Raw genomic sequence first — 24,673 nt, 5'->3', positions numbered from 1 at the left:
GATGGGGAGGGTGCACCTACGGGGGATCGGAGTGTTGTTTGTTGTGGGGAAGGGCTGTCCCCTGGGGGGTCGGGTGCGGGTTTGGGCGACCGCCGCCCACCCCCCCCCGCGCCAGAGGGTTCCGCCGAACGCGGCGGCCGAGCCGCCGAGGACGGCCGCACGCAGAAGGCTACGACGTTCCACTCTCACTCCAAGAGGTGTCGTACCGCCCCGTCGCCGGTCGACGACGGGGTCGTGCGTGGGGGGCGGCATGGAACCTAGGGGAGCCGGGTGGACGGGCCGTGGCCAGTTGATGGCCGCCGGACGGCGTACCTGAGAGCTGCCTGTGGGTGCCCATGCGCCCAGTCCGAAGCTGCCGGTCGGCATTCACGCGCGCAACACCGGCACCACCCGCTTTCGCTGTGCGGGCCGGTCTGCGCCCGGACCGTGCCCCTCGCGCGACGCCTCCGCCGACGGCAGCCGGATCACCGCGTCCAGCCCGCCCGCGGCCGAGGCGTGCAGGCTCGCCTCACCGCCGCTCGCGTGGGCGAGACGCTGGACCAGCGACAGGCCCAGGCCCGTACCGCCCTTGGGGGCGCCCGGCGCGCGCCAGAAGCGGTCGAAGGCCCGGGCGCGCTCGTCCGCGGTCATGCCGGGGCCCTCGTCGGTGATGTGCAGGTCGACCCAGGCGGGGCGGGCGTCCCGCAGGGCGCGGCGGGCGGGGACGTGGAGCCGTAGCTCGATGGTCACGGTGCTGTCCGGCGGGGAGGCGCGCAGGGCGTTGGAGAGCAGGTTGTCCACGATCTGCTCGACCCCGCCGGGGACCGCGAGGACCGGTCCGACACTGCCCGCGAACAGCACCAGGGAGACCCGCTGCCGCTCGAAGAGGGGCAGCCAGGTGCGGTGCCGTTCGGCACAGATCGCGCCCACGTCGACCGGCGCGGGTGTCGCCGAGTCCTCCTCCAGGCGGGCCATGGCCAGCAGGCCCTCCACCATCCTCGCGAGCCGGTCCGTCTCCGTCACCGCGGCCGTGAGACTGCCCAGGCCCCGGTCGGAGACGTTCGGCTCCAGGTTCTCCAGCCTCAGCCGCAGCGCGGCGAGCGGCGTCTTCAGCTGGTGGGAGGCCTCGCCCGCGAACGCGCGCTGCGCGGCGAGGAGATGGGCGAGCCGGGCCGCCGTACGGTTGAACGCGGTGGCCAGTCGGCGGACCTCGGGCGGCCCCTTCGTCATGGTCACCGGCCTGGCCCGGCCACCCTCGGCCAACTCGTGGGTGGCACGCTCCAGTTCACGGATCGGCCGCCCGGCCCAGCACGCGATGGCGAACCCGACCACGGCCACCGCGGTGAGCACCCCGAGCCCGCCGAGCGCCAGCAACAGCCAGACATGATGGACGCGTTCGTGCACCGTCCGTGTCGGCAGCGTCAGCCATACGGCACCCTGGAGCCGCCCGTCGCGCTGGACCGGCCCGGCGACCGACAGGTACTCGACGCCCCCGATGGTCGACGTACGGACGTCCACCGTGGACGTGCCGCGCAGGGCGGCCGCGATGCCGGGGCGCGAGGACAGGTTCGACGACATGACGGCGGCCGGCGGATGCGAGGTGGCCAGCAGGGCGCCCGAGGCGTCCACGACGACCACCTTCCCGCCGATCCGCTCGGCGCAGTGCGCCACCCGGCGCGGCAGTTCGCGCTCGGCACGGCCCGTGCTGAGCGACAGCGAGGCGTACGCGGACACCGACTCGGCCTCGTCCTTCGCCGCGCTCACCACCCGCTCCCGCTCGCCGCGCGAGTACACGAAGCCCAGTGGGACCTCCAGACAGAGCAGCACGAGTGCGGCGAGCGAGAGATAGCTGAGCAGCAGCCGGCGGGTCACGGGGAGGACACCTGGGGCCCGCCCGGCTCGGTCTGCACGGCCAGCCGGAATCCGACCCCGCGCAAGGTCTGGATCCACCCCGGGTGCCCCAACTTCCGCCGCAGCGCGGCGACATGGACGTCCAGTGTCTTGGTCGGACCCTCGTAGTGCGGGTCCCACACCCGGTCCAGGATCTGCTGCCGGGAGTAGACGGCACCCGGGTCCTCGGTGAGCAGCGCCAGCAGTTCGAACTCCTTCGGGGTGAGCGTGACCGGGATCTCGCCGACCCAGACCTGACGGGTGCGGCGGTCCACGACGAGGGGGCCGGGGGCGGTGTAGGAGGGCTGGGAGCCGGAATCCTCGTACGAGGCGGGCGGCTCGGCCTCGTACGACGGTGACGCGGCGGGCGGGGCGGCCACCACCGCCTCCGTGCGCTGGGTCCGCCGGGTCACCGCCCGCACCCGCGCCACCAGCTCCCGTACGCTGAACGGCTTCGCCAGATAGTCGTCCGCGCCCAGTTCCAGCCCCAGCACGCGGTCGGCCTCCTCACCCCGCGCACTCAGGATGATGACCGGCACGTCCGAGACCTGCCGGATGCCGCGGCACACGTCGATGCCGTCCATGTCCGGCAACCCGAGGTCGAGCAGGACGACATCGCCGTACGGCCTTCTCAGCCCCTCGGCCCCGGTGGTCACATGATCCACCGTCAGCCCGAAGTGCCCGAGGCCCTCGGCGAGCGGTTCGGCGATCGTCTCGTCGTCCTCGATGAGCAGCACTCGTATGCCCATACGTCCTGTCTCTCCGTGAATTTGCATTCTCTGCCCTGACGTCGACACGCTACAAGAAACAAGCGCTTGCAGGGCATTGCGACAAAGAATGTCCAATTCCTGGACGCGCTCTGGCCTTTACTTAACCTCCCGCTGGGGCGGGCTCTCCTACGGTGCTGTGGAAGTTGCCGAACTTCCCACCCAGGAGGCGCAGTTGAAGGCGTTGCTGGACCGTGCCCGCTCGTTCAAGCGGCGCGTCGATTTCGAGAGCGGTGAATACCGAAAACTGGCCGAGGGGCAATATCCCGAAGCCCTCTTCATTACCTGCTCGGACTCACGGGTGATTCCCGCGCTGATTACCGGAGCCCGGCCCGGAGAGATATTCGAGCTGCGCAACGCGGGCAATATCGTGCCGCCGTACGGCAGCACCGGCGTGTCCGGGGAGGCCGCCACCATCGAGTACGCACTGGAGGTGCTCGGGGTTCAGGACATCGTCGTGTGCGGTCACTCACACTGCGGTGCGATGGGCGCGCTGAAGGCGGGCGACGACCTGTCCGCGCTGCCGGGCGTGGACGCCTGGCTGGGACTGGCCCGCCCCGACCTGACGCCGGTCCTCACGGCCGCCTCCGACGACCCGTCGCTGCCCGACGTGGCCCAGGGCAACGTCGTCAACCAGCTGGACGTACTGCGGACCTACCCGGTGGTACGCCACCGGCTGGACGGCGGACGGCTGCGACTGCACGGCTGGTACTACGAGGTCGACACCGGGCAGGTGCACGAGCTGGCGGGCGACGGGCTGTTCCGGGTGCATAGCGGATGAGCGGGGCGCATGCGCGCGGTCGGGGTCCGGGGCGTACGAAGCCGGCGGCGGCGAAGACGACGCCGAGGGCCGCGACCGCGGTGGCCCCGGGGGCGTCGTCGGCGAGGTCCGGCCCCAGGCTCGACCTGGCCAACGAGATCACCGCCTCCCTGGTCGTCTTCCTCGTCGCCCTGCCCCTGTGCATCGGAGTGGCCGTCGCCTCCGGTGTCCCCGCCGAACTCGGGATCATCTCCGGGGTGATCGGCGGTCTGGTCGTCGGCGCGGTCCGGGGCAGCACGCTCCAGGTCAGTGGGCCCGCCGCCGGGCTCGCCGCGCTGGTCGCGGAGACGGTGCTGGAGCACGGCGTGGCGATGCTCGGCGTGATCGTGCTGTTCTCCGGCATCCTCCAGATCGTCCTCGGAGTGGTGCGCCTCGGGCGGATGTTCCAGGCGATCTCCCTCGCGGTGGTCCAGGGCATGCTGGCCGGCATCGGGCTGCCGCTGATGTTCAGCCAGGCCTACCCGGTGGCCGACGCCAAGGCGCCCGGCACGCCGATCGAGAACATGGCCGGCGTCCCGGGCCTGTTCGCGGACATCCTCACCGACCCGCAGGCGATGATCGCCACGCTGCTCGGCGTCGCGACGATCGTGCTGAGCTTCGTGTGGAAGAAGGTGCCGGGCCCGGCGAAGAAGATCCCGGCCGCGCTGGTCGCGGTCGCCATCGGCATCGCGGTCGCCGCGCTGCCCGGCGTGGACGTGAAGACGCTCCAGGTCGGCAACCTGCTGGCGTCGGTGCAGGTACCGGGGGCAGAGCAGTTCGCGGGGCTCGCGCAGCCCGCGATCCTCACCTCCATCCTGACCTTCACGGTGATCGCCTCGGCGGAGAGCCTGTTCACCGCGGCTGCCGTGGACCGTATGCACAGCGGCGCCCGGACCCGCTACAACACCGAACTCATCGCCCAGGGCGCCGGAAACACGGTCGCGGGCATCCTCGGCGCCCTCCCCATCACGGCGGTCGTGGCCCGCAGCTCGGCGAACGTCCAGGCCGGCGCGAAGACCCGCATCTCCCGCACCCTGCACGGTCTGTGGCTTCTCGCCTTCGCGCTGCTGCTGCCGCAGGTCCTGCCCCTGATCCCGATCTCGGTGCTCGCGGGCGTCCTCGTGCACAGCGGCTGGAAGCTGTTCGCGCCGGCCGAGTTCCCGAAGATGTGGCGGCAGGACCGGGGCGAGTTCCTGGTGATGACGACGACAACGCTGGTCATCGTGGCGACCGCGCTGCTGGAGGGCGTCCTGATCGGCCTCGCGGCCGGGATCGTGCTGGCCGCTCTGCGCATGTCGCGGACGGTGATCCGCCAGCACGTCGAGGACGACACCGCGAAGGTCGTCATGGCCGGCAACGCGACGTTCCTACGACTGCCCCAGGTCATCGAGGCCCTGGAGGCCGCCGCCGCCGCGGGCAGGCCCCGTATTCGCCTCGACCTGACCGGGGTCACCCATCTGGACCACGCCTGCCGCAACCAGGTGGAGGAGTTCACGGCACAGCAGCGGGGTCTTGGCATGCGGGTGGAGCTGCTGATGCCGGGTCCGGCGAAGCCGGCCCGTACGACGACCGAGCCGACGCCGGCACCAGCGCCGATGCCCGTGGCACAGCCCTCGACCGCGCCGTCCGCTCCGGGCCCGGACGCCGAATGGTTCTACCTGGACACGCGTCCCCTGCCGGCCGACGCCACCGGCTAGGCGCAGGGCCCACCGCTCGTGGGCTGAGCGGCGCCGAAATTCACCTCGCTCGGTGCGGGCAGCGCCCTACTGTGATGCGATGACGACTCGGCTGATCATCCTCAACGGCGGTTCCAGCTCGGGGAAGTCGGGCATCGTCCGGTGCCTCCAGGCCGTGCTGCCGGATCCGTGGCTGACGTTCGGGTGCGACTCGTTCGTAGCGGCGCTGCCCGCGAGGATGCAGGCGTCGGACGGGGGGATCACCTTCGCCGCGGACGGCGGGGTGAACGTCGGGGCGGACTTCATGGAGCTTCAGGAGGCCTGGGCGGCGGGCGTCGTGGCGATGGTCCGCGCGGGCGCCAGGGTTGTCGTCGACGACGTCTTCCTCGGCGGCGGGGCGTCCCAGCAGCGGTGGCGGAAGCATCTCGGCGACCTGGACGTGCTGTGGGTCGGCGTCAGGTGTGACAGCGAGGTCGCCGCGGGACGTGAGATCGCGCGGGGGGACCGGGTGCTGGGCATGGCCGCGTCGCAGGCGGACCTGGTGCACGAGGGCGTGGTCTACGACGTGGAGGTGGACACCACGCACACCGAGTCGTCGCAGTGTGCGCGGGTCATCGCCGCCCGGGTCGGTTGAGCGCCGCTTGCGGGCCCGGAGGAGCTGCACGAGAAGGACAGAGGCTTCGAATCCTCCGCAATCGCAAGGGCAGGACGCGCGACCAGCTCGGCGGGCTGATGGGCTTCAGCGGCTCATGGGGCAAGGGCCTTGAGACTGGCCGCCTGAAGGTGCCCAAGCCGGCGACCATCCTGCGTCTCGCCGAGCTGCTCCGTTTCCGGGACCTGGCCGACCTCACCGGAGACCAGTCCGTGCACGTGCCTCCGTTCACCGGCCCGGGACACCCGCGTCTCGCCGCCGCGCAGGCCGCAGACGGTCACCGACCAAGGTGACCGACGCCAACGGTAATCCGACGACGAACAGCGACTTCGACCCCACCGGCTATCGGGCCACGATCACCGACGCGCTGAACCAGTCCACGCAGTACGTCTACGACGAGCGTGGCAAGGTGACCGAGGTCACCGACGCCCTGGGCAAGGCGACCAGGCAGACGTACGACACCTTCGGCCGTCCACTGGTCAGCCGGTTTCTTTAGGACCAGGACACCGGTGAACTGAGGCACGTGCACGGAAGGATAAAAGGCGAATGGCAACGTTCGAAGAGCTGAAGAACCTGCTCGGGGAGCCTCGATTTCTGTGGTCCGACCCGACTCCGTGGACTGAGTTGGAGGAAGAGCTCGGAGTCCGCTTCCCCGAAGAATTCCGTAAGTTCGCGGACGCGTACGGGCCGGTGCTCATCAACAATCAGGTGGACGTCGGGCACCCGGCCGTGGAGCTCGGCAATCTGGGCAGGACGATCAGAAGAACAATCGAGGCCTGGTCCACTGCGCCGGAGGACGAAGTTCCCTATCCGGTGGGATCCGCTGCTGGCGAGCTGCTTCCCTGGGGTGGCTCCTCGTCGGGAGAGGCAATCTTCTTTCATGTTCCGGAAAAGGAGCATGAGGAATGGTCCATCGGGGTCTATGAGCACGATGAGGGCACGTACCATGAGTACGCGGTGACATTCAATGAATGGATGTTGTCCTACCTGAGGGGCGAGGACATGACAGTGTGTTCACGCAACTTCGCTCCTGAAGGACCCTTCTTCGCGCCGATTTCGTAGCCTCGATCCTGCGGGGGTCCGTCAGTTCGCTGACGTACCCCCTGTGCTCGTTCAGGCGGAGATCACGCGATTGAAAGCGTCGGATATGTCGCGGCGGTCACCGGTGTTGTACGTGAAGGAAGGTCTGGATCCCTGGACGGGCCGGCCGGACCCGTACGCCGGAATGTTCGGCAACGGCTGAAGGATCTGATCCAGAGGTTCAACGGCAACCGACGCCGGCAAACACCAACCAGGTGAGGGCGGCACCCCCGCGCAGGGTACCGCCCTCGTTCCGTAGCCTCGCTGTCCTCTTACGTCACGAAGCCCGCACCTCGTACGTCGCCACCCGCACCGACTCGTCGTCCAGGCACACCCCGGTCTCCAGGTCGAAGCGCTGCTTCAGCAGGGGCGAGGCGACGAACGGCCGGCCCTGGTGGGTGCCGGTCAGACCGCGGGAGAGGACCGCCGCGCCGCCGAACGGGTCGCGGTTGTCGATGGCGTACAGCTTGCCGGAGCGGTCGCGGAACAGGGCGGCCTGACGGCCGTCGGGCAGCAGGGCCGCCACACCGCGGCCGGGGAGCAGCCGGGCCAGCTCACAGACCGTGAACCAGCCGTCCTCCAGCTGGAGCTCGATCTTCAGGTCGGTCGTCTCGGGTGCCAGGGTCATCGCTGGGCGCTTCCTTCCAGGGGGCGGTGGCCGATGGTCAGCAGCGGCAGGTCGGGCTTGATCTGGTCGCGCTCGGGGACGAAGCCGACGACCGGGTCGGGGGTGTCGGGGGCGTTCACGAAGGACACGAACCGGGCGAGCTTCTCGGGGTCGTTGATGGTGGTCGCCCACTCGTCGGCGTAGTGCGCCACGTGTGCCGCCATCAGGGACTCCAGCTCCTCGCAGATGCCGAGGGAGTCCTCCACGACCACGTCACGGACGTGGTCCAGGCCGCCGGGGATGCGCTCCAGCCAGGTCGAGGTGCGCTCCAGGCGGTCGGCGGTGCGGATGTAGAACATCAGGAATCGGTCGATCAGCTTGATCAGTTCGGCGTCGGACAGGTCCTGGGCGAGCAGGTCCGCGTGGCGCGGGGTCGCGCCGCCGTTGCCGCCGACGTACAGGTTCCAGCCGGCCGAGGTGGCGATCACGCCGAAGTCCTTCGACTGGGCCTCGGCGCACTCGCGGGCGCAGCCCGAGACGGCGGACTTGAGCTTGTGGGGGGACCTGAGCCCCCGGTAGCGCAGCTCCAGGTCGATCGCCATGCGGACCGAGTCCTGGACGCCGTAGCGGCACCAGGTCTGGCCCACGCAGGACTTCACGGTGCGCAGGGACTTGCCGTAGGCGTGGCCGGACTCGAAGCCGGCGTCCACCAACCGGGTCCAGATCAACGGGAGTTGCTCGACCCGGGCGCCGAACATGTCGATCCGCTGGCCACCCGTGATCTTCGTGTAGAGGCCGAAGTCGCGGGCGATCTCACCGATCACGATGAGGCCCTCGGGGGTGATCTCACCGCCGGGGATGCGCGGGACGACCGAGTACGAGCCGTTCTTCTGGAGGTTGGCCAGGAAGTGGTCGTTGGAGTCCTGGAGGGAGGCCTGCTCGCCTTCCAGGACGTAGCCGCTCGCGCCGATGGTCGGGGCGAGGGAGGCGATGATCGAGCCGACCGCCGGCTTGCAGATCTCGCAGCCGTCGCCGCCCTTGGCGCCGTCGCGGCCGTAGCGGTCCAGGAGGTCCTGGTAGGTGTTGATGCGCAGGGCGAGGACGATCTCGTACAGCTCCTCGCGGGTCTGCGAGAAGCAGCCGCACAGGCCCTTGTCGACCTCGACGCCGGACGCCTCCAGCTCGGCGGTGACCAGCTGGCCCAGCACCTTGACGCAACTGCCGCAGGTCGTACCGGCCTTGGTGCACTTCTTCACCTCGGGCACGGTGGTGCACTGGTGGTCGGTGACCGCGCCGCGGATCGTGCCCTTGGTGACGTTGTTGCAGGAGCAGATGATCGCCTCGTCCGGCAGCGCGGACGGGCCGAGCTGGGCGGGGGCTCCGGCGCCGGCGGGGAGCACGAGCGACTCGGGGGAGACCGGCGGGACCGAGCCGGTGAACGCCTTCAGCGTGCCGTACGACTCCGCGTCACCGACCAGGATGCCGCCGAGCAGCGTGCCGTCGCGGCCGATGACCAGCTTCTTGTACAGGCCCGCGCGGGAGTCGGAGTACACGACGTCCAGGCAGTCCTCGGCGGTGCCGTGCGCGTCACCGAAGGACGCCACGTCCACGCCGAGCAGCTTCAGCTTGGTGGACAGGTCGGCGCCGGTGAACTCCGCCTCGTCCTGGGCGATGGTCGCGGCGGCCGTCTCGGCCTGCTCGTAACCGGGGGCCACCAGGCCGTACACCCGGCCGTCCGAGGCCAGCGCGCACTCGCCGATCGCGAAGACGTGCGGGTCGGCGACCGTGCGGCACTGCTCGTCGACGGTGATGCCGCCGCGCTCGCCGACCGTGAGGCCGCAGTCGCGGGCCAGCTGGTCGCGGGGGCGGACACCGGCGCTGAACACCACCATGTCGGTGGCCAGTTCGGAGCCGTCGGACAGCTTCATGCCGGTGACTGTGCCGTCGGCGTCGACCACGATCTCCTGCGTGCCGACGCCCGTGTGGACGCTCAGGCCCATGTCCTCGATGGTGCGCAGCAGCGCGGCGCCGCCGCCGTCGTCCACCTGCACCGGCATCAGACGCGGCGCGAACTCCACGATGTGCGCCTCGACACCGAGGCCCTTCAGCGCGCCCGCCGCCTCCAGGCCCAGCAGCCCGCCGCCGACCACGGCACCGGTCGTGGCCTTGGTCTTCGCGTACTCCTCGATCGCGAGGAGGTCCTCGATGGTGCGGTAGACGAAACAGCCGGCGGCGTCCTTGTTCGGGACCGGCGGTACGAAGGGGTAGGAGCCGGTGGCGAGGACGAGGACGTCGTACTCGAAGACCTCGCCGGACTCGGCGGTGACCTTCTTCGCCTCGCGGTCGACGGAGACGGCCGGGTCACCGACGTACAGCTCGATGCCGTGGTCCTTGATGAACTCCATGTCGGTCATGGAGAGGTCCTCGGGCGTCTTGCCCGAGAAGTAGGAGGTCAGCGCTACGCGGTCGTATGCCGGACGCGGCTCCTCGCACAGCACGACCACGCGGTGCGTGGCGGTCAGGCCGCGCGCGGCGAGCGCTTCGAGGAAGCGCTGGCCGACCATGCCATGGCCGACGAGCACGATCGTGGGGGTGGCCCCCAGGGTGGCGGTCATCAGGAGCCTCCATCGTTGGTGAGCAGGTGGAGCAGCGGGCCGTCGTCGGGGAGCGGCTCTGCTCCCTCCCAGGCGCGGGCGAGCGCGCCGACGGTGCCGAGTTCGCCGACGAGAACCCCGCCGACCAGGCGGTCGTCGCGGACGACGACCTTGCGGTAGGTGCCGCGGGTGGCGTCCGTGAGCTGGACGACGTCGTCCCCGGGACGCGGCTCCGTCTCGCCGAACGCGGCGAGGTCGAAGAAGCCCTCGCCGGCCAGCGTCAGCCGGGTCAGCGCGCGGGTGCCGGTGTAGCGGGCGGTGCCGTCACCGGCCAGCGACTCGGCCAGGACGTCGGCCTGTTCGAGTGCCGGGGCGGCCAGCCCGTACACCGTGCCGTCGTGCTGCGCGCAGTCGCCGATCGCCCGGATGTGCGGGTCGGAGGTACGGAGTTCGTCGTCGACGACGATGCCCTTGCGGACGTCCAGTCCCGCGGCCTGCGCGAGACCGGCGCGCGGTCGGACGCCGCACGCCAGGACCACGATGTCGGCGTCGAGCGCGTAACCGTCGGCCATCTCCACCGAACGGACCGCGCCGCCGACGCAGCGCACGTCCCGCACCCGCAGGTCGGTGTGGACCTCGACGCCGAGGTCGCCGAGGTGACGCCGGACCAGCTTCGAGGCGGCCGGGTCGAGCTGGCGCTCCATCAGCCGCTCGGACTGCTGGGCGAGCACGACCTGCGCGCCGCGCATCGCGAGCGCACGGGCCGCGGAGACCCCGAGGAGTCCACCGCCGATCACGACGGCCCGCACACCCGGCCGGACGGCCTTGGACAGGCCCAGGCAGTCGTCCATCGTCCGGAAGGCGTGGACGCCCTCCGGCAGCACATGGTCCGGGGTGAACAGGCCGCGCAGCGGCGGCAGCACCGGGTTCGAGCCGGTGGCCAGCACCAGCGTGTCGTATGCGATCTCCGACCCGTCCGCGAGATGTACGGCTCGCATCTCGCGGTCGATGCCGGTGACCCGGCCGCGCGTCAGCTCCGCGGGCGCGGGCAGGGCGATCACATCGGGGCTGTACCGTCCGGCCAGCACCTCGGCGAGCAGTACCCGGTTGTACGGGCGGTGCTCCTCGTCGCCGACGAGCGTCACGGGCGTGCCGAGCTCGCCGAGCCGCCGGGCGAGTCGTACGCCCGCGAGGCCGGCGCCGATCACCACCACACGCGTATTCGAGGTCATGGCATCGAGCGTGCGGTGCCGGTGTTTCCCGACCGCATCGCATCTGTTTCCCGTGAGGAACGCTGCCCTCAGCGGGCGCGAGGGGCGGGTGTGAGGGTTCGGCGATCAGGGCGCGGGCGGGCTGTGAGGCCGGGCGCGGCCGAACCTCAGATACTCCTCATGTACATGGACGGCGCACGCATCGTCTGCCTAGGGTCGCGATCATGCCCGACATATCGCTGACCATGGTCGTCGCCCTGTGCCTCGCGGCCCTCGTGGCCGGCTGGATCGACGCCGTGGTCGGAGGCGGCGGCCTCCTGCTGCTGCCGGCCCTGCTGCTCGGCCTCCCCGCGAACACCCCGGCCGCCTACGCGCTCGGCACCAACAAGGCGGTCGCGATCGTAGGCACGACCGGCGCCGCCGTGACGTACGCCCGCAAGGCGCCCGTGGACGTGCGGCTCGCCGTGCGCATCGGCCTCGCGGCGCTCGCGGGCTCCTCCGGCGGCGCCTTCTTCGCGGCCGGCATGAGCACCGAGGTGCTGAAGCCCGTGATCATGGTCGTGCTGCTCGCGGTGGCCGCCTTCGTCATCCTGCGCCCCGCCTTCGGCACCGCCCCGGCGACCGGCCCGGCCTCCCCGCGCCGGGTGCTGGCCGCCATCGCCCTGGCCGGCCTGGGCATCGGCTTCTACGACGGCCTGATCGGCCCCGGCACCGGCACCTTCCTGGTCCTCGCCCTCACCGCCGTCCTCCACCTCGACCTCGTGACCGCCTCCGCCACCGCCAAGATCGTCAACTGCTGCACCAACGCCGGCGCGCTGGCCACCTTCGCCTGGCAGGGCACGGTCCTGTGGCAGCTGGCCGCGGTGATGGCCGTGTTCAACCTGGCGGGCGGCATGCTGGGGGCGCGTACGGCGCTGAAGAAGGGCAGCGGGTTCGTCCGGGTGGTGTTGCTCACGGTGGTGTTCGCGCTGGTGGCGAAGCTGGCGTACGAGCAGTGGATCGCCTAGGGCCACTTCGCAACAGGCTCCAGGGCGCGCCGTGCGCCGGGACGCGGGGTCAGCGGCTGCCGGTGAGGTGCGCGAACACCACGACGTTGCCCTGATAGCCGGTAGTCCGTGAGTAGCCGCCGCCGCAGGTGATCACCCGCAGTTCGGGGCGCGGGGCCGCGCCGTACACCTTCTCGTCGGGGAAGGCCTTCGCGTCGTACACCTCGACGGCGTCGACCGAGAAGAGGGCCGTGCCGCCGTCCCGTCGGTCCACCTCGATCGTGCTGCCCCGCCGCAGGGCGCCGAGACGGTAGAACACGGCGGGTCCGTCGGCGTTGTCGACATGGCCGGCGACGATCGCGGTGCCGGTCTCACCGGGCGTGGTCCCGGCCTCGTACCAGCCGGCGAGGTTCTTGCGCTCGGCGGGCGGGACGTCGAGGCTGCCCGACCTCGTCAGACCCAGGCCCATGAGGGGGGCGTCGACGCGGAGCGAGGGGATGCGGATGCGGTCGGGAGGGGAGGGGGCGAGCGCGGGGGCGACCGCGTGGCGGGGGTGCGGGTCGCCCTGCGCGGCCGACGGCTGCGGCGGGGCGTGCGTCGCGGTGCCGTTGCGCAGCAGCCAGGCGCCGGAGCACAGGGCGAGGACGGTGACCGCGGCTATGACGCCGTTGCCGATGCTCCTCTGACTGGGCACGCGTGCCTCCTGAGACTCTCTCCTCGAAAGGCTCTCTCCTCGAACCGCCCGATCCCCCTCCGGGCCGCGAGGGGCGTCGGACCCGGAGGGGGAGGGGCATGCGGTACCGGCGGACGGACAGCGGAGGGTGTCCGTCAGATCCCGTCGCCTCTCGCCCGGCGATGCAGGAGCCAGGTACCGCCCGCGGCGGCGACGGCGAGAGCCGTCACGCCGGCCGCGGTCTGCACGGGGTCGTGGCCGAACGCGCCGCCGACCCCTGTCTTCACACTTCCTCTCGGATGCGCCTGCCCCGGCGTCGACGTCAACGTGACCACCAGGTCACCCGCCACCCGCCGACCGCTCTCGGCACAGGTCGCGACGATCTCGTACGTCCCCGGCTGGGCGCTCGGCGGCACCCGGAACCGCCCGCCTCCGTCCTCGTCGTCCGAGCCCGGAGCCAACGTGAAGGAGCCGGCACCCACCGCGCTGGCGTCACCCGCCGCACCGCCGTCCCGGCACGCGGCCGTGTTCACCGCGACCTGCCCGCCCGGCACGACCGAGGACGGATGCAGCTGGAGGCCGCTGCCCTCGTCCCCGTACGCGGGCGCGACGACGAGGCCCACGGCACCGACGGCCAGCGCGGTCCCGGTCAGCACACGGGCGGTACGTCGCATCGATGCTCCTCCGCGCACGGACCCACGACCCGCGACACCCCCAAGTGCCGCCGCCTCGGCCGAGCCCCTGCTCTTCCGAGGTAAGGGGGTCAGCGGCGCGAGCGCTTGTCGAGAAAGCGCCGGAAACGGGGTGAACGGGTGGCACAGGGGAGGTCGCGGAGCGCCGACACGACGGCGTTTCAGCAGGTCATCGCCGTGTCGAGGGCGCGTCGGGGAAGAGAAGCCGTTGGTGGGGGGCCGGGGGTGTGAACGGGTGACCCAGGGGCGCGGGGCTGTGACGATGTGCGGCTTGGCCGCGTGGGCGCGACCAGCCACAAACAGCCCGCACCCGGCCACGCACCCCGCACCCCTACGGCGTCAAGCCATCGTCAGCCCACATTCACCGCCCTCCAGGCAGCCCCCACAGCCCCGTACTCCGCACTCCCGGCCCCATACAGGTCCTTCGCCGCGCTGAGCATCGAAGCCCGCGCCCCCGCGTAGTTCGTCGAGGACGTCATGTACACCGTCAGAGCCCGATACCAGATCTTGCCCACCTTGTCCCGCCCGATCCCGTTCACCGAGGAACCGTCACAGGTGGGCGAGTCGTAGCTCACCCCGTTCACCGTCTTCGCCCCGCTGCCCTCGGCCAGCAGATACGCGAAGTGATTGCCGACCCCCGACGAGTAGTGCACGTCGAGATCCTTCGTCCCCGTGCTCCAGCAGTCGACCGACACACCGTCCTTCGACGGCTTGTCCATGTACCGCAGGGCATTCCGGGGGAACCCGGACCGCACGACCTTCTCGCCGATCAGATAGTCGCCGGGGTCGGCGGAGTTGCGCGCGTGGAACTCCACCAGCGTGCCGAAGACATCCGACGTGGCCTCGTTCAGCCCGCCGGACTCGCCCGAGTACGTCAGGGCGGCCGTCTTCGACGTCACGCCGTGCGTCATCTCGTGCCCGGCGACGTCCAGCGACACCAGCGGACCGAGCTGGGTGCCGTCACCGTCGCCGTACGTCATGCAGAAGCAACTGTCGTCCCAGAAGGCGTTGTTGTAGTCCTTGCCGTAGTGCACACGGTTGAACGACCCCTTGCCGTCACCCGCGATGCCCTTACGGCCGTGGACGTCCTCGTAGTAGTCCCACGTCATGTCCGTGCCGTACTGCGCGTCCACGGCCGCCGTCGAGCGGTCCGTCGTCGTGCCCGTGCCCCAGTGGTTGTCGGCGTCCGTGAACACCGTCGACGGGGCGCGGTTGAGGCAGATGGCGAGGACGCACAGGTCCGTCTTGTTCGCCGCGTCGCCGGTGTACGTGCCGCCGCGCGTGGCGTCCTTCAGCTGGTACGCCGATCCGGACGCCGTCGTCTCCAACGGGACCGTGCCCGAGTACAGCGACTTCCCGTCGCCCGCCGCATGCTCGACGCTGTCCCACGCGTCGATCTTCGCGCCGGTGCGGGCGTCGGTCAGCGTGGTGCGGGCGACCGGGTTGCCGTCCGAGTCCTGGGCGACGGCGTCGGTCCGCCAGGCCAGCTTCGGGGCGCCGTGCAGGGCGTCGACGACCAGCTCGGGCCTGGACGTCAGCCGCTTCAGCGTCTCGCCGACGTTCGCGGCCCGCAGCACGGCCGCCGCGAGGTCGGCCGCCTTCGGCGCGGAGACCTTGGGCGTCACGCTCGCCAGGGAGATCGCGCCCCCGGTGGCGCGCGAGGCGCCGCGGTACGTGCCGTCCTTCGCGAGATGGACGACGAAGTCGCCGCCGAGAACGGGCAGTTGGCGGTACGTGCGGTCGTAGCGGACGTGCTGCGTGCCGTCCGTGTCCACGATCACGTCCCGCACGGTGGTGCCCTGAGCGGCCGTCAGCCCCAGACTGCCCGCCTGGTCCTTGAGGGCCGCCGCCGCGTTCCTGATCGCGGTGGCCCGCGTCGGACTCTCGTCCGCGCCGGCGGTGGGGGAGAGTGCGGTGGCCAACAGGGTGGCGGTGGCGGCGACGACGCCCGCCGTGGCGAGTCGGGAACCTCGGATGTGCGGCCGTATTCGGCTCATCGGTCTCCTTGAACTGGGGGCGGCGCAGAGGATGACCAAGATTCAAGGGGGCGTGCACATGCCGTGACCAGGGTGAATACGTGGAGGTGTGTGAGGGGAGAGAATCGTTTCCGTGACCCTCTCTCCCCGACTCCCGTTCTTCGTCTACGGCACCCTGCGCCCCGGAGAGCCCAACCACGACCACTTCCTGCGCGGCCGCACCCTCGGCGAGGAGGCCGCGCGACTGGCCGGAGCGGTGCTGTACGACGGCCCGGGCTACCCCTACGCCGTCGAGGAACGCGGCGACAGCGGCACCGTCCACGGCGAGCTCGTCACCGCCCGCCCCGAGGAGTACCCGGCGCTGCTGGCCGCCCTCGACCGCCTGGAGGAGTTCGCCCCGGGCGACCCGCGCAACCTCTACGAACGCGTCGCCCGCGAGGTGTTCCGCGCCTCGGACGGAACGGCCGTACGGGCCTGGGTGTATGTCGCCGCCCCCTCGATCGCCGCCCGGCTGCGCGCCGACGGCAAGCTCATCGAGAGCGGCGACTGGGCTACGGCTTCACGGCCTCCACGCGCACCGCACACGCCTTGAACTCCGGCATCCGCGACGTCGGGTCCAGCGCCGGGTTGGTCAGGGTGTTGGCGCGGCCCTCGCCCGGCCAGTGGAACGGCATGAAGACGGTGTCCGGGCGGATGCCGGTCGTGATGCGGGCCGGCGCCACCGCCCGGCCCCGGCGCGAGACCACGGCCACCGGGTCGCCCTCGGCGGCCCCGAGCCGCGCCGCCAGCCGGGGGTGCAGCTCCACGAACGGGCCCGGCGCGGCGGCGTTCAGCTCGTCGACGCGGCGGGTCTGGGCGCCGGACTGGTACTGCGCCACGACCCGCCCCGTCGTCAGGAGCACCGGGTACTCGTCGTCGGGTTCCTCGGCAATGGCCCGGTACGAGACGGGGACGAAGCGGGCACGGCCGTCCGGCGTGGCGAAGCGGTCGAGGAAGAGGCGCGGCGTGCCGGGGTGGACGTCGCCGGTGATGTTCTCGCCCCGCGCGGGGCCGTCCTCACCGTCGGCCACCGGATCGTCGTCTGCGGCGGCGACGTCCAGCGAGGCGTCCTCGGAGTCACCGGCGGCCCTCGTTCCCAGATCGTCATCGCCCGCGCCCGGGCCGCCGGCGACGCCCGCGTCCAGGCCGGTGCCCGCGCTCAGGTCGCCGTCCACGTCCAGGTCGCCGTCCGTCGCCGGGCACGGCCAGAACACCCCGTTCTCCGCCGCCAGCCTGCGGTAGGTGATGCCCGAGTAGTCCGCCGCCCCGCCCGCACTCGCTCGCCGCAGCTCCTCGAAGACCTCCTCGGGGTCGGTCGGGAAGCCCTTCTCGAGGCCCCGTTCCCCGCCCAGCCGCGCGGCGAGCTCGTGCATGACCTCCAGGTCGCTGCGGACGCCGTCCGGCGGGGTGATCGCGCGCCGCCGCAGCAGCACCCGGCCCTCCAGGTTGGTCGTCGTGCCCGTCTCCTCCGCCCACTGGGTGACCGGCAGCACGACGTCCGCCAGGGCCGCCGTCTCCGACAGCACCACGTCGCACACCGCCAGGAAGTCCAGGGACTTGATGCGCTCCTCGATGTGCGCGGCCCGCGGCGCCGACACCACCGGGTTCGAGCCCATCAGCAGCAGCGACTTGATGTCCGTACCCAGCGCGTCCAGCAACTCGTACGCACTGCGTCCCGGCCCCGGCAGGCTGTCCGGGTCCACACCCCACACCTCGGCGACGTGCCGCCGGGCCTCCGGGTCGTCCAGCTTGCGGTAGCCGGGCAGCTGGTCGGCCTTCTGGCCGTGTTCGCGCCCGCCCTGTCCGTTGCCCTGCCCGGTGAGGCAGCCGTAGCCGGAGAGCGGGCGGCCCGCCCGGCCCGTCGCCAGGCACAGGTTGATCCAGGCGCCCACGGTGTCCGTGCCCTTGGCCTGCTGCTCGGGCCCGCGCGCCGTGAGCACCATCGCGTGCTCCGGCTCGCAGAACAGCCGTACGGCTTCCCGGAGTTCGGGAACGGACACCCCCGTGATCCGCTCCACGTACTCCGGCCAGTGCGCCATCGCCGCGGCCCGCGTGTCCTCCCAGCCGGCCGTGCGCTGAAGGACGTACTCCTCGTCCACCCGCCCCTCGGCGACGACCAGGTGCAGCAGGCCGAGGGCCAGCGCGAGGTCGGTTCCCGGCCGGGGCATCAGGTGCAGGTCGGCCTGCTCGGCGGTCTTCGTGCGGCGCGGGTCGACGACGATCAGCGTGCCGCCGTTCTCCTTCAGCTCGTTGAAGAAGCGGAGCGACGGCGGCATCGTCTCGGCCAGGTTCGAGCCGACGAGGATCACACAGCCCGTCCTCGGGATGTCCTCCAGCGGGAACGGCAGCCCCCGGTCGAGGCCGAACGCCTTCATCCCGGCCGCGGCCGCCGACGACATGCAGAAGCGGCCGTTGTAGTCGATCTGCGAGGTGCCGAGCACGATCCTCGCGAACTTGCCGAGGCTGTACGCCTTCTCGTTCGTCAGACCGCCCCCGCCGAAGACCCCGCACGCGTCCGGGCCATGTTCCGTACGCGTGCGTGTGAGGCCCTCGGCGACGCGGTCCAGCGCCTCTTCCCAGGTGGCGGGCACGAGCGTGCCGCCCGAGCGCACCAGGGGCGAGCTCAGCCGGACGCCCGACGCCAGCACCGCGGGCGCCGTACGGCCCTTGCCGCACAGCGCCCCCCTGTTCACCGGGAAGTCCGGGCGCTCGACCACCGTGACACCCCCGTCCTGCGAGGGCGTGAGGTTCATACCGCACTGCAGGGCGCAGTACGGGCAGTGCGTGGGCGTCACGGAGTTCGGCATACCGTTCAGCGTGCTTCCGGCGTGTTACGCGCACGGCGGCTCCCTGTTACGCGGCCGGGACGGTGACCTCCCCGTCGCCGCCCGGCCGCCGTGAGGCGCCTGGGCGCTCCGCTTCTGGTCGCCGCCGGGTGGGGCGGAGGTTGCCGGTGGTGTGGAAGTCGGCACGTGTGTCTTGTTCCTTACCGTAGTTGGCCGGTCACGCCTTGTTGATTGTTGAAGGGGCGGGGCTACAGTCGTTCGTCTGCGGCGCCGTCGTGGCTGGTCGCGCAGTTCCCCGCGCCCCTGGAACGAAGGGGCGTTGCCCTTCTGCGGCCGCATCTCCGCACGGCGTTCGACTTACCGTCAAGCAGCCAGCCAGGAGGTTCCCGGACCATGCCCCTGAGCCACCTCACCCCCCGCGACCAGCACCTCTTCTGGCGATACGGCCGGGGCCCCACCGTCCCCGTCCCCGACTCCCTGCTCCATCGCGCCGTCGAAAGACGGGCAGCCGCCGCCCCGTACGCCGTCGCCGCCGAACACCTGGGCGCGACGATCACCTACGGCGAACTCGACCGGTACGCCGACGCCGTCGCCGCCCGCCTCGCCCGCGAGGGCGTACGCCCCGGTGACCACGTCGGGCTCTTCGTCCGCCGCTCGATCCCGATGCTCGTCGGCCTGCTCGGCATCCTGAAGGCGGGCGCCGCCTACGTCCCGCAGGACATCGGCCTCGCGCCCCCGGCCCAGCTCGCCCACGTCGTCCGCGCCGCCCGGACCCGTGTCGTTCTCACGACCGCCGAGCACGCCCACCGCGTACCGCTCCCGGACGGCCACCTGGTGATCACGCTGGACGCGCCACAGCCGTACGCCCCGGCGCCCCGCCCGCCGATCCACCCCGACGACGGCTGCTACGTCCTCTTCACCTCCGGTACCACCGGCTGCCCCAACGGCGTGAAGGTCACCCACCGCAACGTCGCCAACATCCTCCTCACCGAACCCGGCGGCCTCGGCATCCGCCCCGGCGACCGTGTGGCCCAGCTCCTCAACGTCGCCTTCGACATGGCCGCCTGGGAGATCCTCGGCTGCCTCGCCCACGGCGGCACCCTCGTCATCCGCGGCAAGGACACCGCCGCGGCGGCCCGCACGGCCGACGTGATCATCGCGACCCCGACCGTCCTGTCCGGCATCGATCCCGCTGCCTGCCCCCGCGTCCGCACGGTCGCCGTCGCCGGGGAACCCTGCCCCCGCCCGCTCGCCGACCGCTGGGCCCGGCACGCCGCCTTCCACAACTGCTGCGGCCCGACCGAGACGACCATCGTCAACACCATGCACCGCCATCGCCCGACCGACCCCCTCCTCACCATCGGCCGCCCGACCCCCAACAACACGGTCTACGTCCTCGACGCCGACCGCCGCCCGCTGCCCATCGGCGAGGTCGGCGAGATGTGGGCGGGCGGCGACTGCGTGTCGGCGGGCTACCTCGGCAACGACGCCCTGAACGCCGAGCGCTACGCCCCGGACCCCTTCCTCGGCGCCGGCCACCGCATGTTCCGCACCCGCGACCTCGGCCGCTGGACCCCGGACGGCGAGCTCGAACACCTCGGCCGCACCGACGACCAGGTCAAGGTCCGCGGCTTCCGGGTCGAACTCGACTCCGTCTCCTCGGTGCTGGAGTCGGTGGAGGGCTGCGTACGGGCGGTGACGCTGAGGAAGGACGCGCGGACCCTGGTGTCGTTCGTCTGTCCGGCCGACGTCGACCCCGGCACGGCCCGGCGCGCGGTGGCGGACGCGCTGCCGTACTACTGCGTGCCCGAGGATGTCATGCCCCTGCCATTCTTACCGGAGACCGACCGCGGCAAGATCGACAAGCAGGCGCTGCTGCGGATGGCGGAGGAGCGGGCCGCGGAGGAGAGCGTGGCGGGAGAGCCGACGGCGCGGAAGCGGGAGGCACTTCAGGGGGCGGCCCGATGACCACCTCACTGGAACGGCGGTCCACCGACCTGCCCCCGCTCACCGCACTCCCGCGCCGCCTGCTCAAGCACCCCCGCCTGATGCACCACAACCGACTGGCGGCCCTGGTCCTCGTCACCAACCTGGCGTTCCTCTGGGCGAGTTGGTCCCCTTCCCCGCGGACCATGGGCCACGCGGCCCTCGCCGACCTCGCCCTCGCCGTCCTCGTCCGCCAGCAGTACGTCATCAACCTCTTCTTCCGGCTGGCCACCTCGGTGCCGACGACCTGGCCGCTGAAGATCCGCTGGACCCTGGGCAAGGTCTACCACTTCGGCGGACTGCACGTGGGCGGGGCGCTGGCCGGAGCCGGCTGGTTCCTGGCCCTGACACTGACGTCGACGATCACCGGCGCCGGCGGCCTCCTGACCGTGGTGAACTGGTCCCTCGTCGCGCTGCTCGCCGTGATCGTCGCCACCGCCCTCCCGCCCTTCCGCTCCCGGCACCACGACCACTTCGAGAAGATCCACCGCTTCGGAGGCTGGACGGCCCTGGGTCTCTTCTGGGCACACACCTCGCTGTCGGCGTCCGGCCCCGTCCCGCTCATGGTCCTGGCCGTCGTCACCTTCAGCGTCGCCCTGCCCTGGCTACGGCTGCGCAAGGTGGCCGTACGCCTCGAACGCCCCTCCCCGCACGTCGTCCTGGCCCGCTTCGACCACGGCGAGACCCCCTTCGCCGGTTCCTCGACCGCGATCAGCCGCAGCCCGCTGAAGGAATGGCACTCCTTCGCCAACGTCCCGGCCCCCGGCGAGCCCGGCTTCCGGCTGACCATCTCGCGCGCCGGGGACTGGACGGGTGCGTTCATCGACGACCTGCCGGCCAAGGTGTGGGTCAAGGGCATCACCACCGCGGGCGTCGCCAACATCGAGACCCTGTTCACGAAGGTCGTCTACGTCGCGACCGGCAGCGGCATCGGCCCCTGCCTCCCGCACCTCCTCGCGGCCGAGGTCCCCTCCCGTCTGGTCTGGGCGACCCGCGATCCCCGCGCGACCTACGGCGACGCCCTGGTCGACGAGATCCTCGCCGTCCAGCCGCACGCCGTCGTCTGGGACACCTCCCGGCACGGCAAGCCCGACATGGTGCGGCTCGCGTACGAGGCGTACCGGGACTTCGGGGCCGAGGCCGTCATCTGCATCTCCAACAAGAAGCTCACCTGGCAGGTGGTGCACGGGCTGGAGCGGCGCGGGATTCCGGCGTACGGCGCGATCTGGGACTCATGACCGGGAGGGACCTCGTGAACAACCTCAAGATCGAACGCGACGGCGCCGTGGTGACCGTACGCCTGCACCGGCCGCACGTCCTCAACGCCCTCAGCAGCGACCTGCTGACCGAACTCCTCGACACGCTCGGCCCGCTGGACGCCGATCCCCAGGTGGGCTGTTTCGTCGTCACCGGCTCGCAGAAGGCGTTCGCGGCCGGCGCCGACATCAAGGAGATGGCGGGGAAGACGGCAGCGCGGATGGCGGCCGAGGACTACTTCGCGGCCTGGGAACACTTCAGCGCCCTGCGCACCCCGAAGATCGCCGCCGTCAACGGCCTCGCGCTGGGCGGCGGCTGTGAGCTGGCGATGATGTGCGACCTGGTCGTCGCGGGGGAGTCGGCCGTCTTCGGCCAGCCGGAGATCAAGCTGGGCGTGATCCCGGGCATCGGCGGCACCCAGCGGCTGACCCGTCTGGTCGGCCGGGCGAAGGCGATGGACCTGATCCTGACCGGCCGCACGATGGACGCCCGGGAGGCGGACAGCTGCGGCCTCGTCTCCCGGGTCGTGCCGGACGACCGGGTCCTCCCCGAGGCCCTGGAGGCGGCGGCGACCATCGCCTCGTACGGCCGCGCCGCGGTCACGGCGGCCCGCGAGTGCGTCGACCGGGCCCTGGACACCGGGCTTCGCGACGGCATCCTCTTCGAACGCCGCGTCTTCCACGCCCTGTTCGCGACCGAGGACCAGAAGGAGGGCATGAGCGCGTTCCTGGAGAAACGCCCACCGCGTTTCACCGGCCGCTGAACCCGGGGCCCGTGCCCTGGCGCCGGGCCCCGGAACGCCGAGGGCGGGAGCAGGGCGACGGCCCCACTCCCGCCCAATCAGGGACGGCCCCTGGACAGAGGGCCCCTGAGTCGGCACCCGTACGTCCGATTCGGTACCTGCGCCTGCGAGTCGGCGTCGACCTCGACGGTCGCGCGGATCGTGTGCCCGCACTCGCTCCAGATGTCCGCCCAGCCGTAGCCCTGGGCCGACGACATGGGCGCGGCCCGGCTCCCTCGCCCGGGCGTCGTCGGCCGGGTTGGCGGTTTCGGCGGCGGTGCCCGCGCTCGCGGCGGTCGGCCCAATGTCGTCGGGCGCCTCTATCGCTCCGCCGCCAGCGCGTTCGCCACCCCGGTCTCCCGTGGCCCGAGGAAGCGCGGGTCGGGCTCGAAGACGGCGTCCAAGGCCGCCTTTCCGGCCGCGAAGAGCTCCCGCGCGCCGCCGTAGTACCAGGTGGCGTCGTGCTTGGCGTCGACCCCGACACCGTACGACTCCACCCCCGCCTCCTGGCACAGCGCGACCGCCCGCCGGATGTGGAAGCCCTGGCTGATCAGCACCGCCTCGTCGACGCCGAAGATCTTCTTGGCGCGGACACAGGAGTCCCAGGTGTCGAAGCCGGCGTAGTCGCTCACGATCCGCGAGTCGGGCACCCCGTGCCGGGTCAGATACGTGCGCATGGCGTCGGGCTCGTCGTAGTCCTTGCGGCTGTTGTCGCCGGTGACCAGGACGACCTCGATCCGGCCCTCGCGGTACAGCGTGGCCGCCGCGTCGAGCCGGTGGGCGAGGTACGGCGACGGCTCACCGGCCCACAGACCGGCCCCGAAGACGACGGCGACGTCGGTGCGCGGCACGTCCGCCGTGGTCCGCAGCCGGTCGCCGGTGACGAGGTACATCCAGGTTGCCGGAAGCAGCCCCAGCACACACCCCGCCATCACGGCCTGCACCAGCCGCCGCTGCCCCGTGCGCGTGCGCGGCAGGCGCGGTCGCGCCAGACGTGGTCGAGGCAGCTTCGGTCGGCGCATCGGATGGTCCCTCCCCGGTCGGCTCACGGCCCGTTCTCGACAGTCAGGGACGCCCCGGCGACACCGGCGGTTCACCGCCCGTGACGTGATCAGCTTCACTACGGCCGGTGAAACCGCAGGTCAGGTCCCCTCACACGGCGCCCGTCCCGCATCGTGAACCCGGTGTAAGAACCCGTCATTCCCGCGAAACGGGAAGGCAACGTCCCGCCGCCACCATCGGTTCATGACGGCGTCGAACCCTCTTCACGACGAGTCCACGACCGCCCACCTCGACAGTACGGCGCACCTCATGAACCGGATCAGCAGCCAGCTCGCCAGCCAGCTCCACCTCGTCTCGCTCGACGGCAGGCGACGCCCCGACGCGCCCGCTCTCGTCGTCGTGGCCCACGGCAGCCGCGACCCGCGCGCCCTGAGCACCGTACGCGCCCTCCTCGACAAGGTCCGCGCCCAGCGCCCCGGCCTGCCCGTCCACCTCGGCCACATCGAGCTGAACGAGCCCCTCCTCCCCGACACGCTCGCCTCCCTCGGCGACCGGGAGGCGATCCTCGTCCCGCTCCTGCTGAGCCGTGGCTACCACATCAAGCGCGACATCCCCGAGATGGCTGCCGAGTCCCGGGTACGCGCACGCGTGGCCGGCGCCCTGGGCCCGCACCCCCTGCTGGTGGAGGCCCTGTACGCCCGCCTGGTGGAGGCCGGCTGGCGCACCCGCATGGACGAGCCCACTCGCCGCAGGACCGCGGTCGTCCTGGCCGCCGCCGGCTCCCGCGACCCCGACGCGAAACTCGACACCGCCCACACGGCCCACCTCCTGGCCAACCGACTGGGCGTCCCGGTGATCCCGGCCTACGCGACGACAGCGTCCCCCACGGTGGCCGACGCTCTGCGCACCCTGTCCGCCCGAGGCCGCACCCGGGTCGCCATCGCCTCCTACTTCACGGCCCCGGGCCGCTTCGCGACGGAGTCGGCGGAGGCGGCCCCGTGGATAGCGTCGGCCCCCCTGGGCACCCACCCCGCGATGGCCCGCCTCCTCCTCCACCGCTACGACCAGATGCTGACGACGCGGGTCACGAGGGCACAGGAGCTGGCTTCGGCTTGAGACGCCGGGCGAGGAGACCTACCTGAAGGGGCGCGGGGCCGTATCGATTTGCGGCTCCGCCGCGTGGGCGCGACAAGCCGCATACGGCCCGCACCCGCCACACGACAGAACCCGGCAGGCGACT

At 71.7% G+C, this 24,673-nt stretch carries 22 protein-coding genes; 12 read left to right on the top strand and 10 right to left on the bottom strand.

Going from position 1 to position 24,673, the window contains the following annotated elements:
• Window positions 1–366: 366 nt before the first annotated feature.
• Window positions 367–1,851: a sensor histidine kinase gene (locus ACZ4UU_RS43480; RefSeq protein WP_471908978.1), complete on the bottom strand. Its 1,485-nt coding sequence runs from the start codon at window positions 1,849–1,851 to the stop codon at window positions 367–369.
• Window positions 1,848–2,618: a response regulator transcription factor gene (locus tag ACZ4UU_RS43475; RefSeq protein WP_471908977.1), complete on the bottom strand. Its 771-nt coding sequence runs from the start codon at window positions 2,616–2,618 to the stop codon at window positions 1,848–1,850. Before ACZ4UU_RS43475 ends, ACZ4UU_RS43480 begins: the two co-directional genes overlap by 4 nt.
• 193 nt (window positions 2,619–2,811) lie before the next feature.
• On the opposite strand from ACZ4UU_RS43475, the gene ACZ4UU_RS43470 reads away from it, so the two are divergent.
• The 6 genes from ACZ4UU_RS43470 to ACZ4UU_RS43445 all read left to right on the top strand — a co-directional run bounded on the left by ACZ4UU_RS43470 (window position 2,812) and on the right by ACZ4UU_RS43445 (window position 6,825).
• A complete protein-coding gene (locus ACZ4UU_RS43470; RefSeq protein WP_471908979.1) occupies window positions 2,812–3,417 on the top strand; it encodes a carbonic anhydrase in 606 nt (201 codons plus the stop codon).
• Complete coding sequence (locus tag ACZ4UU_RS43465) at window positions 3,414–5,132, top strand: SulP family inorganic anion transporter (RefSeq protein ID WP_471908976.1); 1,719 nt, start codon at window positions 3,414–3,416, stop codon at window positions 5,130–5,132. The genes ACZ4UU_RS43470 and ACZ4UU_RS43465 overlap by 4 nt, the downstream gene beginning before the upstream one ends.
• A 79-nt stretch (window positions 5,133–5,211) precedes the next feature.
• Window positions 5,212–5,745 carry a chloramphenicol phosphotransferase CPT gene (gene cpt, locus ACZ4UU_RS43460; protein WP_471908975.1) on the top strand — a complete coding sequence of 178 codons (534 nt, stop codon included), beginning with the start codon at window positions 5,212–5,214 and terminating at the stop codon, window positions 5,743–5,745.
• Window positions 5,712–6,056, top strand: a complete 345-nt coding sequence (locus ACZ4UU_RS43455) for a helix-turn-helix domain-containing protein (protein ID WP_471908974.1) — start codon at window positions 5,712–5,714, stop codon at window positions 6,054–6,056. The genes cpt and ACZ4UU_RS43455 overlap by 34 nt, the downstream gene beginning before the upstream one ends.
• Window positions 6,053–6,259 (top strand): RHS repeat domain-containing protein, encoded by a 207-nt coding sequence (locus tag ACZ4UU_RS43450; RefSeq protein ID WP_471908973.1) that lies wholly within the window; start codon window positions 6,053–6,055, stop codon window positions 6,257–6,259. Before ACZ4UU_RS43455 ends, ACZ4UU_RS43450 begins: the two co-directional genes overlap by 4 nt.
• Before the next feature lie 50 nt (window positions 6,260–6,309).
• Window positions 6,310–6,825, top strand: coding sequence for an SMI1/KNR4 family protein (locus tag ACZ4UU_RS43445; RefSeq protein ID WP_471908972.1), 516 nt, complete (start codon window positions 6,310–6,312; stop codon window positions 6,823–6,825).
• A gap of 295 nt (window positions 6,826–7,120) precedes the next feature.
• Here the strand turns inward: ACZ4UU_RS43445 and nirD are convergent, their stop codons facing one another.
• Genes nirD through ACZ4UU_RS43430 form a run of 3 tightly spaced genes read right to left on the bottom strand, consistent with a single transcriptional unit; the run spans window position 7,121 to window position 11,276 of the window.
• Window positions 7,121–7,471 carry a nitrite reductase small subunit NirD gene (nirD, locus tag ACZ4UU_RS43440; RefSeq protein ID WP_471908971.1) on the bottom strand — a complete coding sequence of 117 codons (351 nt, stop codon included), beginning with the start codon at window positions 7,469–7,471 and terminating at the stop codon, window positions 7,121–7,123.
• Window positions 7,468–10,065, bottom strand: a complete 2,598-nt coding sequence (nirB, locus tag ACZ4UU_RS43435) for a nitrite reductase large subunit NirB (protein ID WP_471908970.1) — start codon at window positions 10,063–10,065, stop codon at window positions 7,468–7,470. The genes nirD and nirB overlap by 4 nt, the downstream gene beginning before the upstream one ends.
• Window positions 10,065–11,276: an NAD(P)/FAD-dependent oxidoreductase gene (locus ACZ4UU_RS43430; RefSeq protein WP_471908969.1), complete on the bottom strand. Its 1,212-nt coding sequence runs from the start codon at window positions 11,274–11,276 to the stop codon at window positions 10,065–10,067. Before ACZ4UU_RS43430 ends, nirB begins: the two co-directional genes overlap by 1 nt.
• A 203-nt stretch (window positions 11,277–11,479) precedes the next feature.
• Here ACZ4UU_RS43430 and ACZ4UU_RS43425 point away from each other — a divergent pair, with 203 nt between their 5' ends.
• A complete protein-coding gene (locus ACZ4UU_RS43425) occupies window positions 11,480–12,262 on the top strand; it encodes a sulfite exporter TauE/SafE family protein (protein ID WP_471908968.1) in 783 nt (260 codons plus the stop codon).
• A 49-nt stretch (window positions 12,263–12,311) separates the two neighbouring features.
• Here the strand turns inward: ACZ4UU_RS43425 and ACZ4UU_RS43420 are convergent, their stop codons facing one another.
• The 3 genes from ACZ4UU_RS43420 to ACZ4UU_RS43410 all read right to left on the bottom strand — a co-directional run bounded on the left by ACZ4UU_RS43420 (window position 12,312) and on the right by ACZ4UU_RS43410 (window position 15,603).
• On the bottom strand, window positions 12,312–12,935 hold the full coding sequence (locus ACZ4UU_RS43420; protein WP_471908967.1) for a class F sortase: 624 nt from the start codon (window positions 12,933–12,935) through the stop codon (window positions 12,312–12,314).
• Window positions 12,936–13,069: 134 nt separating this feature from the next.
• Entirely contained in the window at window positions 13,070–13,588 is a 519-nt protein-coding gene (locus ACZ4UU_RS43415) for a hypothetical protein (protein WP_471908966.1), read from the bottom strand.
• A 368-nt stretch (window positions 13,589–13,956) separates the two neighbouring features.
• Complete coding sequence (locus tag ACZ4UU_RS43410) at window positions 13,957–15,603, bottom strand: M4 family metallopeptidase (protein ID WP_471908965.1); 1,647 nt, start codon at window positions 15,601–15,603, stop codon at window positions 13,957–13,959.
• Between the two features lie 112 nt (window positions 15,604–15,715).
• On the opposite strand from ACZ4UU_RS43410, the gene ACZ4UU_RS43405 reads away from it, so the two are divergent.
• The gene (locus tag ACZ4UU_RS43405) at window positions 15,716–16,174 is read left to right on the top strand and encodes a gamma-glutamylcyclotransferase family protein (protein ID WP_471908964.1); all 459 of its coding nucleotides are present in this window, start codon (window positions 15,716–15,718) and stop codon (window positions 16,172–16,174) included.
• On the opposite strand, the gene ACZ4UU_RS43400 is transcribed toward ACZ4UU_RS43405, so the two are convergent.
• Window positions 16,134–18,428 (bottom strand): molybdopterin oxidoreductase family protein, encoded by a 2,295-nt coding sequence (locus ACZ4UU_RS43400; protein WP_471908963.1) that lies wholly within the window; start codon window positions 18,426–18,428, stop codon window positions 16,134–16,136. The two genes, ACZ4UU_RS43405 and ACZ4UU_RS43400, sit on opposite strands and share 41 nt — an antisense overlap.
• 372 nt (window positions 18,429–18,800) lie before the next feature.
• Here ACZ4UU_RS43400 and ACZ4UU_RS43395 point away from each other — a divergent pair, with 372 nt between their 5' ends.
• Genes ACZ4UU_RS43395 through ACZ4UU_RS43385 form a run of 3 tightly spaced genes read left to right on the top strand, consistent with a single transcriptional unit; the run spans window position 18,801 to window position 22,413 of the window.
• Complete coding sequence (locus ACZ4UU_RS43395) at window positions 18,801–20,375, top strand: amino acid adenylation domain-containing protein (protein ID WP_471908962.1); 1,575 nt, start codon at window positions 18,801–18,803, stop codon at window positions 20,373–20,375.
• Entirely contained in the window at window positions 20,372–21,631 is a 1,260-nt protein-coding gene (locus ACZ4UU_RS43390; protein ID WP_471908961.1) for a ferredoxin reductase domain-containing protein, read from the top strand. Before ACZ4UU_RS43395 ends, ACZ4UU_RS43390 begins: the two co-directional genes overlap by 4 nt.
• A 14-nt stretch (window positions 21,632–21,645) precedes the next feature.
• Window positions 21,646–22,413: an enoyl-CoA hydratase-related protein gene (locus ACZ4UU_RS43385; RefSeq protein ID WP_471908960.1), complete on the top strand. Its 768-nt coding sequence runs from the start codon at window positions 21,646–21,648 to the stop codon at window positions 22,411–22,413.
• Window positions 22,414–22,751: 338 nt separating this feature from the next.
• Here ACZ4UU_RS43385 and ACZ4UU_RS43380 read toward each other — a convergent pair whose 3' ends face one another.
• The gene (locus ACZ4UU_RS43380; protein WP_471908959.1) at window positions 22,752–23,453 is read right to left on the bottom strand and encodes a SanA/YdcF family protein; all 702 of its coding nucleotides are present in this window, start codon (window positions 23,451–23,453) and stop codon (window positions 22,752–22,754) included.
• Window positions 23,454–23,676: 223 nt separating this feature from the next.
• On the opposite strand from ACZ4UU_RS43380, the gene ACZ4UU_RS43375 reads away from it, so the two are divergent.
• Complete coding sequence (locus ACZ4UU_RS43375) at window positions 23,677–24,549, top strand: sirohydrochlorin chelatase (RefSeq protein WP_471908958.1); 873 nt, start codon at window positions 23,677–23,679, stop codon at window positions 24,547–24,549.
• The last annotated feature ends 124 nt before the right edge of the window (window positions 24,550–24,673 follow it).

The organism is Streptomyces sp. NPDC028907 (assembly GCF_055564995.1).
The sequence above is the reverse complement of the archived record's forward strand: the minus strand, read 5'-3'. Positions and strand labels throughout refer to the sequence as shown.

Excerpts from the sequence above, each read along its gene's own strand:
- ACZ4UU_RS43475 (WP_471908977.1), bottom strand. The coding sequence starts at position 2,618 with ATGGGCATACGAGTGCTGCTCATCGAGGACGACGAGACGATCGCCGAA.
- ACZ4UU_RS43465 (WP_471908976.1), top strand. The coding sequence starts at position 3,414 with ATGAGCGGGGCGCATGCGCGCGGTCGGGGTCCGGGGCGTACGAAGCCG.
- cpt (WP_471908975.1), top strand. The coding sequence starts at position 5,212 with ATGACGACTCGGCTGATCATCCTCAACGGCGGTTCCAGCTCGGGGAAG.
- ACZ4UU_RS43445 (WP_471908972.1), top strand. The coding sequence starts at position 6,310 with ATGGCAACGTTCGAAGAGCTGAAGAACCTGCTCGGGGAGCCTCGATTT.
- nirD (WP_471908971.1), bottom strand. The coding sequence starts at position 7,471 with ATGACCCTGGCACCCGAGACGACCGACCTGAAGATCGAGCTCCAGCTG.
- nirB (WP_471908970.1), bottom strand. The coding sequence starts at position 10,065 with ATGACCGCCACCCTGGGGGCCACCCCCACGATCGTGCTCGTCGGCCAT.
- ACZ4UU_RS43430 (WP_471908969.1), bottom strand. The coding sequence starts at position 11,276 with ATGACCTCGAATACGCGTGTGGTGGTGATCGGCGCCGGCCTCGCGGGC.
- ACZ4UU_RS43425 (WP_471908968.1), top strand. The coding sequence starts at position 11,480 with ATGCCCGACATATCGCTGACCATGGTCGTCGCCCTGTGCCTCGCGGCC.
- ACZ4UU_RS43415 (WP_471908966.1), bottom strand. The coding sequence starts at position 13,588 with ATGCGACGTACCGCCCGTGTGCTGACCGGGACCGCGCTGGCCGTCGGT.
- ACZ4UU_RS43410 (WP_471908965.1), bottom strand. The coding sequence starts at position 15,603 with ATGAGCCGAATACGGCCGCACATCCGAGGTTCCCGACTCGCCACGGCG.
- ACZ4UU_RS43400 (WP_471908963.1), bottom strand. The coding sequence starts at position 18,428 with ATGCCGAACTCCGTGACGCCCACGCACTGCCCGTACTGCGCCCTGCAG.
- ACZ4UU_RS43395 (WP_471908962.1), top strand. The coding sequence starts at position 18,801 with ATGCCCCTGAGCCACCTCACCCCCCGCGACCAGCACCTCTTCTGGCGA.
- ACZ4UU_RS43390 (WP_471908961.1), top strand. The coding sequence starts at position 20,372 with ATGACCACCTCACTGGAACGGCGGTCCACCGACCTGCCCCCGCTCACC.
- ACZ4UU_RS43380 (WP_471908959.1), bottom strand. The coding sequence starts at position 23,453 with ATGCGCCGACCGAAGCTGCCTCGACCACGTCTGGCGCGACCGCGCCTG.
- ACZ4UU_RS43375 (WP_471908958.1), top strand. The coding sequence starts at position 23,677 with ATGACGGCGTCGAACCCTCTTCACGACGAGTCCACGACCGCCCACCTC.